This is a genomic window from Agrobacterium genomosp. 13 str. CFBP 6927 (assembly GCA_900012615.1).
Taxonomy (GTDB): domain Bacteria; phylum Pseudomonadota; class Alphaproteobacteria; order Rhizobiales; family Rhizobiaceae; genus Agrobacterium.
Map to the genome: position 1 here is coordinate 1,707,141 of LT009756.1, position 14,897 is coordinate 1,722,037.

The following is a 14,897-nucleotide window of genomic DNA, read 5'->3' on the forward strand; positions in this document are numbered from 1 at the left end:
ATGTCTGCCAGAACAGAACCGCTGAGATCCTGTTCGCCGATGGCGGTATCCTTCTGCCCGTTCAACTGTCGTTTAAATGAGGCAAATGCGTGACCCGTCTCTTCCGGCCACCCTGTTACATGCCGATCGCGGCGATATCCAGCACTTCTTTAACTTTTTCTTGAGCTGGGCCAAGATTTCCCGCCCGCGCATGGGTCCCGCCATGGGCCTGTGCTACATATTTGCCAGAATCATAACGAAAAAACCAATCATGACGATAAACCGATCATCATGACAAATCGGACGGACAGTTGAGACAGGATAATAAGATGCGCGACCTTGCGGCCCTCATCCCCGCATTGTTTCTTTTGGGTTCATCCCTGCTTCCCGCCGGGAGCGCCCAGGCGCAGCCGCTTCACGGCATTTCCATGCACGGTACGCCGGCCCTGCCGGCGGATTTCCAGCACTTCCCTTACGTCAATCCGGACGTCAAGAAAGGCGGCCGGATCTCCTATGGCGTCGTCGGCACCTTCGACAGCCTCAACCCCTTCGTTCTCAAGGGAATGCGCACCACGGCGCGCGGCGTATGGGACCCGGAATTCGGCAATCTGCTTTACGAACCGCTGATGCAGCGCTCCAGCGACGAACCCTTCAGCCTTTACGGCCTGCTGGCTGAAACGGCGGAGTGGGACGAGGAGCGCAGCTTCATCCAGTTCAACATCAATCCCAAGGCAAAATGGTCGGATGGCGAGCCGGTGACGCCTGACGATGTAATTTTCACCTTCAATCTCCTGAAGGAAAAAGGCCGCCCCCCTTTCAACAGCCGTCTCGACGGCGTGGCAAAGCTGGAGAAGATCGGCGACCACAGCGTCCGCTTCACCTTCAATGAGAAGGCAAACCGCGAAACGCCGCTCATTCTCGCCTCCTCCACCCCGATTTTGCCGAAACACGCGATCGATCCGGAAAAATTCGAGCAGGCGGGCCTCGGCGCTGTCGTCGGCTCGGGTCCATACCGAATCAAGACCCTGCGGCCGGGAGAACGAATCACCTGGGAGAGGAACCCGGACTATTGGGGCAAGGATATTCCGAGCAAGGTCGGCTTCGAGAATTACGACGAGATCAGCGTCACCTATTTCCTGCAGGTCACCACCATGTTCGAGGCCTTCAAGAAGGGCGATATCGACATTTACCCGGAAGGCGACGCCATCAACGGCACCTCCGACACTTCGCACTGGGGGCAGGCTTACAATTTCCCGGCCGTGCATCGTGGCGATATCGTCAAGGATGTGTTCCAGCCGCAGCTGCCTTCCGGCATGTTCGGCCTGGTGTTCAACACCCGCCGCGCCGTCTTTGCCGATGAAAAGGTGCGTGAGGGCCTTTCCTACGCGCTCGATTTCGAATGGATGAACAGAAACATTCTCGGCGGCGCCTTCAAGCGCACGCAGAGCTACTGGCAGAATTCACCGCTCGGCGCCTATGGCAATGCCGCCGATGCACGCGAGCTTGCGCTGCTGGGCGATGCGGCGAAAACCATGCCGCCGGAGCTTTTGGCGGGAACCTATGCCATGCCCACCACCGATGGCACCGGTGCGGACCGCAAGGTGCTGAAACTGGCCGTCGATAAGCTGAAAGAGGCCGGATACAGCATCAAGAACGGAAAAATGTCCGATGCCAATGGCCGTCAGCTCGCCTTCGAGATCATGACGCAGAACCCGGCGCAGGAGCGCATAGCGCTTGCCTATCAACGCTCGCTCAACCTCATCGGCGTCGCCATGGGCATTCGTTCGGTCGATGACGGCCAATATCAGGCCCGTTCGAACAGCTTTGATTATGACATGATCATCCGCTCCCTGCCCTCCTCGCTCTCGCCGGGGGCGGAGCAGCTTAACCGCTGGAGTTCGCTGTCGCGGGATGCGCAGGGCAGCTTCAACTATGCGGGGGCCGCCAGTCCCGACATAGACCGGATGATCGAAGCCCTGTTACAGGCCCGTTCGACGGAGGATTTCCAGGCGGCGGTGCGCGGTTATGACCGTCTGCTGGTCGCCGGCCACTACGTCATTCCGCTCTATTACATCGGCGCCCAATGGATCGCCCGCTGGAAATATATCGACCGCCCGGATATGACCCCGATATCAGGCAATCAGAAACAGACCTGGTGGGATGCGCGGGCGCAATAGCCGCCGCCCCGACCGGTCCAAGCAACGGAAGATAAAACCATGGAACGCATCGTTATCGACGTCGTATCGGATATGGTCTGCCCCTGGTGTTATCTTGGCAAGGCAAGGCTCGATCTTGCCATTGCCGAGGTGCAGGACGAAATCAGCGTCGACGTGAACTGGCGTCCTTACCGCCTCAACCCGGATTATCCGCCTGAGGGCGTCGACCAGAAGGCCGCCCTTGAGGAAAAGCTCGGCAAGGAGCGTCTGGAGCAGGCGCATATCACGCTGGTGCAACTCGGCAAGGAAGTCGGCATCCACTATGATTTCGATGCGATCAAGATCGGGCCGAACACACTCGATGCGCACCGCCTGTCGTTGTGGGCCCATTCCGAAGGCCGCGACGTTCAGGAGAAGGTCGTTACCGCCCTGTTCAAGGCGAATTTCGAGGAAGGCCGCAATATCGGCGATCACGCCGTGCTGACCGATATCGCCGAAAAGGCAGGCATGGATGCCAAAGTCGTGGCACGGCTTCTCGCCTCGGAGGCGGACAAGGATACGGTCGTTGCCGAAATTGACGCGGCGCAGCAAATGGGCGTCGCCGGCGTGCCCTTTTTCATCCTCGACCAGAAATACGCCATCAGCGGTGCGCAAACGCCTGACGTCTTGATTGCTGCACTGCGGGATATTGCAAAAATCAAGGCGGACGAGCATAAGTCGATGAACTGACGGTCAAACACCTTCGGTTTTTCAGCAACTCGATTCTCCGCCGGTGTTTTCCCGTGTCCGACCAGACCCTGAAAGGCATTCTGCTTGCCTTTGCCGCCTTCGCTGCCTACGCATGGAGCGATGCAAGCGTTAAACTCATAGAAGGCCAGATTTCGCCGATCGAATCGGCCTTCTTCGGCGCCCTTTTTGGCTTTGCCGCCCTGCCCTTCATCCGCAAGCGCAACGATCGCTGGATGGATATCGTCAAGACGACGAACCGCCCGCTCTGGCTCATCCGCTTTTTCGCCTCCGGCATCGGCGCGGTCGGCAGTGTTACCGCCTTTACCCATCTTTCCATGGCGGAAGCCTTCGCGCTGATCTTCCTGCTCCCTTCCTTCGTCACCATCATGTCGGTGGTTTTCCTGAAGGAACAGGTGGGTATCAAGCGCTGGTCTGCGGTCATCATCGGCTTTGTCGGCGTTCTCATCATTCTGCGGCCGGGTTTCCGCGAGCTGGGCATCGGCCATCTCGGCGCGATCCTCGGTGGTTTGAGCGGGGCGTTGTCCATCGTGATCTTCCGCGCCATGGGGCCATCCGAAAAGAATCTGTCACTCTATGGCGCGGGCGTGCTGGGCTGTCTGGCGATCAGCGGCCTCGCCATGATCCCCACCTTCGTGCCGCCAAACGGCGAGCAATGGCTGCTTCTGGCGGGTTATGGCCTTTTTGCTGCCGTCGGCAATGTGCTGGTCATGTATGCCGCCCGTTATGCGCCCGCCGCCATGATCGGCCCGACGCAATATAGCCAGATGCTCTGGGCTATCTTCTTCGGTTACCTGATCTTCGGCGACCATATAGACAGCTGGATGCTGGTCGGCATCGCCCTCATCGTCGGCTCCGGACTGCTGACCCTCATTCGCGAGAAGCAGAGAAAAGTGCCGATGCCGGCCTCGATCGCCGCGACGGACCAGAATGTCGCCGTCGGGATCACACCGGAAGATGCGCCGCGAAGCATTTAGAATCGGGGCGCATTCTTTCGTCTTTTATTTTCGGTTTTCAGCGAAGGGTCAGTAGCACACGCGCGCGCGGTAGATATCGCCCCAGCTGTTCTCACGCCAGACGACGTGGCAGCGCGGATAGGCCGGCTGATAGATCACCGGAGGGCCGTAAGCCGGCGGACCGTAAAAGGGCTCGCCATAATAGGGGCCGCCATAGGAATGCCGCGCCCCGGCGATGATGGCGCCCCCGATAATCGCTCCGGCGATACCTGCGGCAATGCCGCCGCCGCCATGCCCGTGTCCAAAGTGGTTGCGTGCTTCCGCCTGGTTGGTGGTGGCAATTGTGGTGCCCGCAATTGTCAAAGCAACCAGACCTGCGGAGACGAACCTGTTCATCCTGGTCCACATTGTCTTGCTCCTTCGTCTTCCCACTCGCGCATCATATTGGTCGCAGTGCAGGAGATGGAACAAGACTACGCCCGTCGAGGCTACGGGCGCATGTCCGTTTCATTACATACCGGTAATGTTTGCAGAGTCTTGGGGTGTTGGCTTTGGGGAGGTGTCCATTGACAGCGAACCGACGCGCGTGGGGCTTTACCCCCCTCTGCCCTACCGGGCATCTCCCCCTCCAAGGGGGGAGTCGGCAAGAGGCGCTACCATCGCTTCACGCGCAAGATTCAAGGTGGGCGAGACCTTGCCGCAGATCGATCTCCCCCTTGAGGGGGAGATGCCCGGCAGGGCAGAGGGGGGTAAAGCCCCACGCTTATCGGTCCGCTATGGATCGGCAACCTCTCGAAAGCTTTAGGACCGCGCCAGCTCCGCCAGCTGTGTCATGATCATCGCCGCCCCCGCCAGCCGCTTCTCCGGCGTCGGTAGGTCGCGGGTCAGGAACAGGCTGTGATCGGGGCGGATCTTCGCCATCGTGCCCTGCTTGCCGATATAGGCGACAAGTGCCGCCGGGTTCGGGAATTCCTTGTTGCGGAACTGCACGACCACGCCCTTCGGCCCGGCATCCACCTTCTCGACATTGGCAGTGCGGCAGAGCGACTTGATGTAGACGATCTTGAGGAGATGCTGCACCTCTTTCGGCAGCGGACCGAAACGGTCGATCATTTCCGCGCCGAAACCATCGATCTCGCTTATATCCGCAAGCTCGCCGAGACGGCGGTAGAGACCCATGCGCAGATGCAGATCCGGAACATAATCCTCCGGAATCATGACAGAGGTGCCGACAGAGATTTGCGGCGACCAGCCGCTATCCTGCACCTGCTCGTCGCCCTTCACTTCGGCCACCGCCTCTTCCAGCATCTGCTGGTAAAGCTCGAAACCGACTTCCTTGATATGGCCCGACTGTTCTTCGCCGAGCAGATTGCCCGCACCGCGAATATCGAGGTCGTGGCTCGCCAGCTGGAAACCGGCGCCCAGCGTATCGAGCGATTGCAGTACCTTCAGCCGCCGCTCCGCCATCGTCGTCAGCACCTTGTTGACCGGCAGGGTAAACAGCGCAAAGGCGCGCACCTTGGAACGGCCGACACGGCCGCGCAGCTGGTAAAGCTGGGCCAGACCGAACATGTCGGCCCGGTGCACGATCAGCGTATTGGCGGTCGGCACATCAAGGCCGGATTCAACGATGGTGGTCGACAGCAGCACATCATATTTGCCGTCATAAAAGGCGTTCATGATGTCTTCCAGTTCGCCCGCCGGCATCTGCCCATGCGCCACCGCCACCTTCAGTTCCGGCACATCCGACTGTAAGAAGGCATGAATATCGGCGAGATCGGCAAGCCGCGGGCAGACATAAAAGCTCTGGCCGCCGCGATAATGCTCGCGCATCAGCGTTTCGCGGATCACCAGCGGATCGAAGGGCGAAATGAAGGTGCGCACCGCCATGCGGTCCACCGGCGGCGTGGTGATGAGCGACAATTCGCGCACGCCCGTCATGGCCAGCTGCAAAGTGCGCGGAATAGGCGTCGCAGAGAGCGTCAGCACATGCACGTCGCTCTTCAGCTCCTTCAGGCGCTCCTTGTGCTTCACCCCGAAATGCTGCTCTTCATCGATGATCAGCAGGCCGAGATTGGCGAAGCTGATGCCCGCGCCGAGCAGCGCATGGGTGCCGACAACAATATCCGTCTTGCCATCAGCCACTTCCTTTTTCGTCAGCGTCAATTCCTTGGAGCCGACAAGGCGCGAAGCCTGCTGCACCCGGATCGGCAACCCACGGAAACGTTCCGAGAAGGTGCGGAAATGCTGGCGGGAGAGCAGCGTGGTCGGCACCACCACCGCCACCTGCACGCCATTCATGGCGGCAAGGAAGGCGGCGCGCAGCGCCACTTCCGTCTTGCCGAAACCGACATCGCCGCAGATGAGCCGATCCATCGGCCGGCCGGCACCGAGATCCTCGCGCACCGCCTCGATGGCGTTCAGCTGGTCCTCGGTCTCGTCATAGGGGAAACGGGCGGCAAATTCGTCGTAAAGCCCGTCCGGCGCAGTCAGCACCGGCGCATGGCGCACCAGGCGCGCGGCCGCGATGCGGATAAGCTCGTCTGCCATGTCCAGCAGGCGCTTCTTGAGCTTGGCCTTTCGCATCTGCCACGCGCCGCCGCCCAGCTTGTCCAGCTGCGCTTCCGCCGCATCCGAACCGTAACGCGACAGAAGATCGATGTTTTCAACCGGCAGGAACAGCTTGGCGTCATCGGCATAATGCAGTTCCAGACAAGCGCGCGGCGCACCCGCCGCCTCGATGGTCCGCAGGCCGACGAAGCGGCCGATGCCATGTTCGGCATGGACGACCAGCGAGCCCTCATCGAGCCCCGCCACTTCCGAGATGAAATCCGCGCCGCGCTTGCGGCGCTTGGAGCGGCGCACCATGCGGTCGCCGAGAATATCCTGCTCACCGATAACCGCCAGCGTCCCGGTTTCGAAACCCGCCTCAAGGCTGAGAACCGCCGAGGCCGCCTCGCCCTTGCCGAGCTTCTCCACCTCTTTCAGCGAGGTAACCGGCTTGATCTTCTCAAGCCCGTGCTCGTTCAGTACCTGCAACAGCCGGTCGAGCGAACCTTCCGACCAGCCGGTGATCAGCACCTTCCAGCCCTTGGCGCGGCGCTCGGCAATGTGTTTCACCGCAAGGTCGAAAACATTGACCCGTTCTTCGCTCTCGCCTTCGGTTGGCGGGCGTGCCCAGCGCGGCCCGACATGGGCGTCGAGCATCGCGACCGGGCGGCCTTCGCTGTCCTGTTCGTTGAAAGGGGTCAGACGCACGGCGTTAACGGCGGCGAGCGCGGCATCGAAGCTCTTGCCATCGAGATAAAGCTGGCCGGGCGAAACCGGTTTGTAGGGCGCACCCTGCGTCGAGCCCTTGGTTTCGCCGGAACTGCGGCGCGCATCGTAATAATCTAGCACCAGCTTGGAGCGCTCTTTCGCCGCCTCCCGCGCCGTATGGTCGGTGACGATGCGGAAATCCTTCAGATAATCGAAGGCGGTCTCCAGCTGCTCGTAAAACAGCGGCAGCCAGTGCTCCATGCCGGCATAACGGCGACCTTCGGAGACGGCCTGATAAAGCGCGTCGTCGCGGGTCGCCGCGCCGAATAGCGACAGGTAATTCTTGCGGAAACGGCTGATCGTATCCGGCGTCAGCGTCACTTCGCTCATCGGGTTCAAATCGAGCGAGCGCGCCTGTCCGATGGTACGCTGGCTGGCCGGATCGAAGGTGCGGATGCTTTCCAGCGTATCGCCGAAGAAATCGAGCCGGACCGGCTCTTCCGTGCCCGGCACGAAGACATCGAGAATACCGCCGCGCACGGCGAATTCACCCACTTCGCGCACCGTCGCCACCCGGTCGAAACCGTTGCGTTCCAGCCGCGCGGCAATCTCCTCCATGCGGATCTGGTTGCCGGGCCTCGCCGAAAAGCCGAGGCTTTCGATAATGTCGCGCGGCGCCATCTTCTGCAGCATGGCATTGACGGTGACCAGCACGATGGCCGGATGCGGTTTCTTCGCGTGAGCGATGAGACCGGAAAGCGCCGCCAGCCGGCGCGCCGAAGTGTCGGCGCTCGGTGACACGCGGTCATAGGGAAGGCAGTCCCAGGCGGGCAGCGTCATCACCGGAATGTCAGGCGCGACGAAACCGAGTATCTGTTCGAGATCGGCGACCCGCTGGCCATCCGACATCACATAGGCGACCGACGTGCCGGCCCGCGCCATATCGGCAAGCAAAAGGGCTTCCATGCCGGAAGGCACGTTTCCGATGGTCAGCGGCGTATCGGCCGACGACACCAGCTTTGCATCGAATCCGGCTATCATATTCTCAGGCTTTCAGGGTGTCAGTGGTGACGAGATCGAAATCGGGGCGGTAGGAGGCGATCTTCTCGAACAGCGGGGTCTGGAATTTTTCCGGTATGGCAAGGGCGCCCGTCACCATCTTGACGAGGTCGTTATCCTCTTCCGCCATGATGATCTCAAGCTCGTCGAGCTCGTCATCGGAAAGCCCGACAATATTGTCTTCCGCAAATTGCCCGAGCACCAGATCCATCTCGCGAATGCCCCGGTGCCAGCAGCGGTAAAGAATCCGCCGGCGTCTCGGATCGAGGTCGGCACTCGTGCGCACCAGTCCAGTCATCGCATTCACCTTTCGGTTGGCTATTCAACAGGATGTTGACTGCGACCTCCTATAGAACAGGAGGCGAACGCTTGGGAACCGGTTTTTATCGAAATAATGCCGCAGCAGTGAAAATCTGCCGGTGATAACCCGCCTTTGTGGCCAGCGAAGTCTTGCATAAGCCGTCCCCTTCCCCGATTTTGCTGACCCATGCGCCCGGCCATTCTCGATCCGCTGTTTGCCTCCGTCTCCACCCTTGCCGGTGTGGGGCCGAAGCTTGCCGATCTTCTGGCCAAGCTCCTGAGCCGGGAAAACGCCGACGACACGCGCGTGATCGATCTTCTGTTCCACGCGCCATCCAACGTCATAGACCGCCGCAACCGCCCCGGCATCGCGCTGGCCAGCCCCGGCGCAATTGTCACCATTCAGGGACGCGTCGACCGCCACCAGCCGCCACCGCCGGGAAACCGCAACGCGCCCTACCGCGTCTTCCTGCATGACGAGACCGGCGAACTGGCGCTGACCTTCTTCCGCGCCAAGGGCGACTGGCTGTCCAAGGCCCTGCCTGTGGATGAGGAGGTTCTCGTCAGCGGCAAGGTGGACTGGTTCAACGGCCGCGCTTCCATGGTGCATCCGGATTTCATGGTGAAACTATCAGAGGCGGAAAACCTGCCTTTGGTGGAAGCCGTTTATCCCATGACCGCCGGGCTGTCTGCCAAGGTGCTGCGCAAGGCGATCGAAGGCGGGCTTTCAAAGCTGCCGGTCTTTCCCGAATGGATCGACGAGACACTGAAGACGAGGCAGGGCTTCGGCGATGTCGCCTCAAGCTTCCGCGAGCTGCACGACCCGCGTGACAGCGCCGATATCGAACCGCAGGCCCCGGCGCGCAGACGGCTCGCCTATGACGAATTCCTCGCCGGGCAGCTGTCACTGGCGCTGGTGCGCCAGCGGCTGCGCAAGGTAGCGGGCCAGCCGATCCGTGCCAAGGGTGATGTCGCCGCAAAAATCCTGTCGCAGTTGCCATTCTCACTGACGGCAAGCCAGAGCGCTGCGGTGAAAGATATCCTGACAGATATGGCCGGCGAAGACCGCATGTTGCGGCTGCTGCAGGGCGATGTCGGTGCGGGCAAGACGCTGGTGGCGCTGATGGCCATGGCAACGGCGGTGGAGGCCGGCGGACAGGCGGTGCTGATGGCCCCGACCGAAATCCTTGCCCGCCAGCATTACGCCACCATCTCGAAGCTCGCCAATACAGCCGGCATCACCGTCGAAGTGCTGACCGGCCGCACCAAGGGCAAGGAGCGCCGCGAGATCGAGGAGCGCGTGGCCTCGGGCGAAGCGCAGATCGTCATCGGTACCCATGCGCTGTTTCAGGACAGCGTGAGTTACAGGAACCTCGTGCTGGCCGTGGTGGACGAACAGCACCGTTTCGGCGTGCACCAGCGCCTGCGCCTCACCGCCAAGGGCATCACGCCGCATATGCTGGTCATGACCGCCACACCCATTCCGCGCACACTGGTTCTGGCCGCCTTCGGCGACATGGATGTTTCCAAGCTCACCGAAAAGCCCGCCGGCCGCAAACCCATCCAGACAGTGACGATCCCCACCGAACGGATCGGCGACATTGTCGAGCGACTTCGTGCGGCGCTGAAGGATGGCAAGAAGGCCTACTGGATTTGCCCGCTGGTGGAGGAAACGGAAAAATCCGACCTGATGTCGGCGGAGGAGCGCCACGCGGTTCTCTCGCAGATGCTCGGCGCCAATATCGGCCTCATCCACGGACGCATGAGCGGCCCGGAGAAGGACGCCGCCATGCTCGCCTTCAAGAACGGCGAAACCCGACTGCTGGTGGCGACGACCGTGGTCGAAGTGGGCGTCGACGTGCCGGATGCGACGATCATGGTCATTGAACACGCCGAACGTTTCGGCCTCGCCCAGCTTCACCAGCTGCGCGGCCGTGTGGGCCGCGGCGACGAGGCCTCCACCTGCATCCTGCTCTATAAGGGCCCTCTCAGCGAAAACGGCCGTGCCCGGCTCTCCATCCTGCGCGACAGCGAGGATGGCTTCCTGATTGCCGAGGAGGATTTGAAGCTGCGCGGTGAAGGCGAACTCCTCGGCACCCGCCAGTCCGGCACGCCGGGCTTCCGCATCGCCAGCCTCGAAGCCCATGCCGATCTTCTCGAAATCGCCCGCAAGGACGCGGCTTACGTCATCGAACGCGACCCCGAACTGACAGGCCCGCGCGGCAATGCGCTGCGCACCCTGCTCTATTTGCACCGCCGCGACGAAGCGATCCGCTTCCTGCACGCCGGCTGAAAGTGAACCACCATGAACATGATCGACCCGCGCCGCCCCCCACCCGCCTTCCGCAAGGGCTACGCGCTCTGTTCGCCGCAGAATATCCTGCAACCCGAGACATTTGCGAAGAGCGCGAAAAAGGCAATCGGCAAGGCGTTCAAGAAGCCCGGCCGCAAGAAGGCGTGGAGCCAGGCGCTGGAAGAAGGCTGGAGCGTGAGGCTGGTCTATATGCGGCTTTTCGTTCCCGTATTCCACGCGACCAATACGGGGACGGAAGTGGATGATCTGGACGACGAGGATTGACCATGAAATCCGAAGACTGTTGGGCTAAAGCGCCGAAGGCCACCGCTGCGATGTGTGGATGATCGTCAGAATTTCGATATCCCGGCTCACGCGATAGGCAATGATGTAGGAAATGTCGGAAAGCACGGCTTCCCGCGTTCCTCTGATGCGTCCGACCCGCCCCATGGCTGGCTGCTCCACCAACATATCAACCGCTGAAACAATACGGGAAATCACTCGGGCCGCAGCCGCTGGATTATCCTTTTCGATATGAGCACCAATTTCATCGAGCCTTCGCAGAGCCCGTAAGGTCCAACGAATTCGCCGGTCACTCATGACGGCCGGGCGGATTTTACATATTTCCCGACAATGTTTGCGAGATCCTCAGGTGTCCCGAACTCGCCGCGATCGGCTTCCGCCACACCCGCCTCGATCTCGGCAAGCTGCCATTCCTCGCGGGCGACAAAGTCCTCAATCGCTCGCGCCGCCATGTAGGATCGCGACCGATCAAGTTTTTCCGCCAATTGATCGAGTTTTTCGGCAACCTCATCAGGCAGACGCACAGTGAATGCAGTCATGATCGCAACCCTTCTTGGTTCACTGTGATTATTGGTGAACCACATTGGTTCGTCAACCGTATGGCTTTACATCCTCCGTGAGAATGGAGGAAGGAATCTAGCGTCTTGCGAATGCGTTCAAACCGGCGCAATCATCTTCGGCGGCGTGAAATCCGGGGCCACCAGACCGCCGGATATCAAGAGCTTTGCCGCATCTTCCGGCGTCATATCCAGCATCACGATCTTGTCTTTCGGCACGAACAGCAGAAAACCGGCTGTCGGCACCGGTGTCGGCGGCAGGAAGACGGCGACCATCTGCTGGCCCATTTCATTGAAACGATGGGCAAGCTCACCTTTAGCCTCGGAGGCAACGAACACCATCGCCCAGGTGCCCGATGACGGAAACTCGATCAGGCCGACCTTCTTGAATGAGTTCGAATGCTCCTTCAGGACGGATTCGAACAGCTGCTTGATGCTCTTGTAGATCGGCCGCACCAGCGGCATGCGGTTGAGGATGGATTCGCCGACACCGAAAATCCATTTGCCGATGAGGTTATTACCGAGAAAGCCGATGAGGGTGATGCCGACGACGGCGATCAGCAGGCCGAAACCGGGAATAGCCACATCGAAATATTGTTCGGGATCGTAACGGGCGGGAATATAGGGCTTCACCCAGCTATCCGCCCATTGCAGGAAACTCCACACCAGCCACATGGTGATGGTGACGGGCGCAAGGATCAGAACGCCCGTGAGGAAACTATTGCGCAGCCGGGCTGCGAATGAAATTTTTACTGGAATATCGGTCATTTACCGTTCGGAATTAAGCGTTGACGCTATCGAAACCCGGATGAAAACCGACAATGCCGGATGGAGTTCCACCATGCAAGCGCAGGGCCAACAAATATTTGTCAGGAATGCCTTTGCTGTGCAGGCCGTCGAAACGCTCAAATCCAAATCGGCCGTAATAGGCAGGACTGCCCGCCAGAATGCACCCGGCCGCTTCGAGCCGATCCAGCATTGAAAGCCCCTCATGCACAAGGCGCGATCCAATGCCCTGACCTTGCCTCTCCGGAGAGACCGAAATCGGGCCGAGAGCAAACCAGCGACCTTCCGAATCCGAGACGGTGACCGGCGAAAAAGCGATGTGACCGACGATCTGCCCGCCATCCTCCACCACCAGAGAAACGGTGAGCGCATCCGCATTGCGCAGCCTGCCGACGATCAGGTGTTCGCTCTGGTCGCTAAACGGCATATCCTGGAACGCCGCTTCCGTCAGCGCTCCGATCGCCTCTTCATCGCCCTGCCGCTCCGGCCTGATGATCATTCAACGGTCACCGATTTCGCCAGATTGCGCGGCTGGTCCACATCCGTGCCCATGAAGACGGCGGTATGATAGGCAAGCAGCTGGATCGGCAGCGAAAACACCATCGGCGCAATGAGTTCATCAACTGTCGGCAGCGTGATCGTCGCCATTGTATCGAGCTTGGAAGCCGCAGCCCCCTTCTCATCGGTGATGAAGATGATGCGGCCGCCGCGGGCGGCGACCTCCTGCATGTTCGAAACGGTCTTTTCGAAGAAGCGGTCATGCGGTGCGATGACGATAACAGGCATGTTCTCGTCGATCAGCGCAATCGGGCCATGCTTCAGCTCGCCGGCGGCATAACCCTCGGCGTGGATATAGGAGATTTCCTTGAGCTTCAGTGCGCCTTCCAGCGCCAGCGGGAAGCTGGTGCCACGGCCGAGATAAAGCACATCCTTGAAACGTGACAGATCGCGCGACAGCGCTTCGATCTGCGGCTGGATGATGTTCAGAACCTTGCTCATGATGCGCGGCATCTCGATCAGATGCTGCACCAGTTCCTTTTCCTGGCCGGGTTTCAGCGTACCGCGCGCCTTGCCGGCGGCGATCGCCAGCGAAGCAAGAACAGCCAGCTGGCAGGTGAACGCCTTGGTGGAAGCGACGCCGATTTCAGGGCCGGCAAGAATTGGGAAGATGGCGTCGGATTCGCGGGCAATGGTCGATTCCCGAACATTGACGATAGCGCCGATCTTGAGACCGTTTTCCTTGCAATAACGCAGCGACGCCAGCGTATCGGCCGTCTCGCCGGATTGCGAAATGAAAAGCGCCGCCTGAGACGGCTGAAGCGGCATTTCGCGGTAACGGAATTCCGAGGCGACATCGATTTCCACCGGCAGGCGTGCATAACGCTCGAACCAGTATTTGCCGATCAGGCCGGACAGATAGGCCGTGCCGCAGGCGGAAATGGCAAGACCCGAAAGCTTCGAGAAATCGATTGCCTTATCGGCTTCCTTCACGGTCTTGGAGGCGAAATCCACATAATGGCTGAGCGCATGGGAAATGACTTCCGGCTGCTCGTAGATTTCCTTTTCCATGAAGTGGCGGTGGTTGCCCTTGTCGACCACATAGGCCGTCGCCTGCGAAATCTGCCGCTCGCGCTTCACCGGCTTGCCGGAGAAATCGATGATTTCCGCACCCTGCCGGGTCACGATGGCGCAATCGCCATCCACCAGATAGGTGATCTCATTGGTAAAGGGCGACAGCGCGATGGCATCGGAGCCGAGGAACATTTCCCCCCGACCGTAACCGACGGCAAGCGGCGGGCCGGAGCGCGCCGAAAGCAGCGTGCCGGGATCATCCTTGAACATGACGACCAGCGCATAGGCGCCGGTGACGCGGTTCAGCATCTTCAGCATCGCCTCGCGATGGCCGAAGCCCTCGCGGGTATATTTCGCCAGAAGCTGCGCCACCACTTCGGTATCGGTCTGGGTGGTGAAGGTTGCGCCGCCGGCGGTCAGTTCCTCGCGCAGCTCGGAGAAGTTTTCGATGATGCCGTTATGAACGACGGCCACGCCGTCGACAAAATGCGGGTGGGCGTTGGTTTCGTTCGGAACGCCATGGGTTGCCCAGCGGGTGTGAGCGATGCCGACCACGCCCGGCAGCGGCTCTTCCGAAAGCCTTTTCTCCAGATTGAACAGCTTTCCTTCCGCCCGGCGGCGGTCCATCGCGCCATTGTCGATGGTGGCGACACCAGCCGAATCGTAACCGCGATATTCGAGACGCTTCAGCGCATCGACAAGCCGTTCAGCAACGGGCTGGGTTCCGACAATTCCGACAATTCCGCACATATATTTCTCCAGACGGCGATCTCTTCGCCGAAACTTCCAGAGTATTTTTGCATTTCCCTGAAATGCAAAAATACTCCACCTTTTTGTTCTGACGCATTTCCGGACGTAAAGCCGCTGCACACTTCTACTGGAAATGCTTTAACCGTTTCCCTGAAATCGGCAATTACGCCGCCGGTCACTT

14 protein-coding genes are annotated in these 14,897 nt (G+C 60.3%); 5 read left to right on the plus strand and 9 right to left on the minus strand.

The window, feature by feature from the left end:
* Positions 1–308 precede the first annotated feature (308 nt).
* The 3 genes from AGR13A_RS08505 to AGR13A_RS08515 are packed head-to-tail and all read left to right on the plus strand — an operon-like array spanning position 309 to position 3,859.
* On the plus strand, positions 309–2,156 hold the full coding sequence (locus tag AGR13A_RS08505; RefSeq protein ID WP_080834725.1) for an extracellular solute-binding protein: 1,848 nt from the start codon (positions 309–311) through the stop codon (positions 2,154–2,156).
* Between the two features lie 39 nt (positions 2,157–2,195).
* Positions 2,196–2,864 (plus strand): DsbA family oxidoreductase, encoded by a 669-nt coding sequence (locus AGR13A_RS08510; RefSeq protein WP_080834727.1) that lies wholly within the window; start codon positions 2,196–2,198, stop codon positions 2,862–2,864.
* 53 nt (positions 2,865–2,917) lie between these two features.
* Positions 2,918–3,859: a DMT family transporter gene (locus AGR13A_RS08515; RefSeq protein ID WP_080834730.1), complete on the plus strand. Its 942-nt coding sequence runs from the start codon at positions 2,918–2,920 to the stop codon at positions 3,857–3,859.
* Between the two features lie 48 nt (positions 3,860–3,907).
* On the opposite strand, the gene AGR13A_RS08520 is transcribed toward AGR13A_RS08515, so the two are convergent.
* From AGR13A_RS08520 to AGR13A_RS08530, 3 genes are all read right to left on the minus strand, one after another.
* Complete coding sequence (locus AGR13A_RS08520; RefSeq protein ID WP_080834732.1) at positions 3,908–4,246, minus strand: hypothetical protein; 339 nt, start codon at positions 4,244–4,246, stop codon at positions 3,908–3,910.
* A gap of 393 nt (positions 4,247–4,639) precedes the next feature.
* Positions 4,640–8,137: a transcription-repair coupling factor gene (gene mfd / locus AGR13A_RS08525; protein WP_080834734.1), complete on the minus strand. Its 3,498-nt coding sequence runs from the start codon at positions 8,135–8,137 to the stop codon at positions 4,640–4,642.
* Positions 8,138–8,141: 4 nt separating this feature from the next.
* The gene (locus AGR13A_RS08530; protein WP_035222961.1) at positions 8,142–8,453 is read right to left on the minus strand and encodes an FAD assembly factor SdhE; all 312 of its coding nucleotides are present in this window, start codon (positions 8,451–8,453) and stop codon (positions 8,142–8,144) included.
* 189 nt (positions 8,454–8,642) lie between these two features.
* On the opposite strand from AGR13A_RS08530, the gene recG reads away from it, so the two are divergent.
* Positions 8,643–10,748, plus strand: a complete 2,106-nt coding sequence (gene recG, locus AGR13A_RS08535; protein WP_080834736.1) for an ATP-dependent DNA helicase RecG — start codon at positions 8,643–8,645, stop codon at positions 10,746–10,748.
* Positions 10,749–10,760: 12 nt separating this feature from the next.
* Positions 10,761–11,033, plus strand: a complete 273-nt coding sequence (locus AGR13A_RS08540; RefSeq protein ID WP_080834739.1) for a hypothetical protein — start codon at positions 10,761–10,763, stop codon at positions 11,031–11,033.
* 24 nt (positions 11,034–11,057) lie between these two features.
* Here the strand turns inward: AGR13A_RS08540 and AGR13A_RS08545 are convergent, their stop codons facing one another.
* The 6 genes from AGR13A_RS08545 to AGR13A_RS24910 all read right to left on the minus strand — a co-directional run bounded on the left by AGR13A_RS08545 (position 11,058) and on the right by AGR13A_RS24910 (position 14,895).
* Positions 11,058–11,348 carry a type II toxin-antitoxin system RelE/ParE family toxin gene (locus AGR13A_RS08545; RefSeq protein WP_080834741.1) on the minus strand — a complete coding sequence of 97 codons (291 nt, stop codon included), beginning with the start codon at positions 11,346–11,348 and terminating at the stop codon, positions 11,058–11,060.
* Positions 11,345–11,593, minus strand: a complete 249-nt coding sequence (locus AGR13A_RS08550) for a CopG family ribbon-helix-helix protein (protein WP_167377531.1) — start codon at positions 11,591–11,593, stop codon at positions 11,345–11,347. Before AGR13A_RS08550 ends, AGR13A_RS08545 begins: the two co-directional genes overlap by 4 nt.
* A gap of 114 nt (positions 11,594–11,707) precedes the next feature.
* A complete protein-coding gene (locus AGR13A_RS08555; protein ID WP_035222947.1) occupies positions 11,708–12,376 on the minus strand; it encodes a DUF502 domain-containing protein in 669 nt (222 codons plus the stop codon).
* A gap of 13 nt (positions 12,377–12,389) precedes the next feature.
* On the minus strand, positions 12,390–12,893 hold the full coding sequence (locus tag AGR13A_RS08560; RefSeq protein ID WP_080834744.1) for a GNAT family N-acetyltransferase: 504 nt from the start codon (positions 12,891–12,893) through the stop codon (positions 12,390–12,392).
* Positions 12,890–14,716, minus strand: coding sequence for a glutamine--fructose-6-phosphate transaminase (isomerizing) (gene glmS / locus AGR13A_RS08565; protein WP_080834747.1), 1,827 nt, complete (start codon positions 14,714–14,716; stop codon positions 12,890–12,892). Before glmS ends, AGR13A_RS08560 begins: the two co-directional genes overlap by 4 nt.
* On the minus strand, positions 14,653–14,895 hold the full coding sequence (locus AGR13A_RS24910) for a hypothetical protein (protein ID WP_167377445.1): 243 nt from the start codon (positions 14,893–14,895) through the stop codon (positions 14,653–14,655). The genes glmS and AGR13A_RS24910 overlap by 64 nt, the downstream gene beginning before the upstream one ends.
* Positions 14,896–14,897 lie beyond the last annotated feature (2 nt).

Bases quoted from the DNA above. Each gene is read 5' to 3' on its own strand.
- AGR13A_RS08505 (WP_080834725.1), top strand. From the start codon at position 309: ATGCGCGACCTTGCGGCCCTCATCCCCGCATTGTTTCTTTTGGGTTCA.
- AGR13A_RS08510 (WP_080834727.1), top strand. From the start codon at position 2,196: ATGGAACGCATCGTTATCGACGTCGTATCGGATATGGTCTGCCCCTGG.
- AGR13A_RS08520 (WP_080834732.1), bottom strand. From the start codon at position 4,246: ATGTGGACCAGGATGAACAGGTTCGTCTCCGCAGGTCTGGTTGCTTTG.
- mfd (WP_080834734.1), bottom strand. From the start codon at position 8,137: ATGATAGCCGGATTCGATGCAAAGCTGGTGTCGTCGGCCGATACGCCG.
- AGR13A_RS08530 (WP_035222961.1), bottom strand. From the start codon at position 8,453: ATGACTGGACTGGTGCGCACGAGTGCCGACCTCGATCCGAGACGCCGG.
- recG (WP_080834736.1), top strand. From the start codon at position 8,643: ATGCGCCCGGCCATTCTCGATCCGCTGTTTGCCTCCGTCTCCACCCTT.
- AGR13A_RS08540 (WP_080834739.1), top strand. From the start codon at position 10,761: ATGAACATGATCGACCCGCGCCGCCCCCCACCCGCCTTCCGCAAGGGC.
- AGR13A_RS08545 (WP_080834741.1), bottom strand. From the start codon at position 11,348: ATGAGTGACCGGCGAATTCGTTGGACCTTACGGGCTCTGCGAAGGCTC.
- AGR13A_RS08555 (WP_035222947.1), bottom strand. From the start codon at position 12,376: ATGACCGATATTCCAGTAAAAATTTCATTCGCAGCCCGGCTGCGCAAT.
- AGR13A_RS08560 (WP_080834744.1), bottom strand. From the start codon at position 12,893: ATGATCATCAGGCCGGAGCGGCAGGGCGATGAAGAGGCGATCGGAGCG.
- glmS (WP_080834747.1), bottom strand. From the start codon at position 14,716: ATGTGCGGAATTGTCGGAATTGTCGGAACCCAGCCCGTTGCTGAACGG.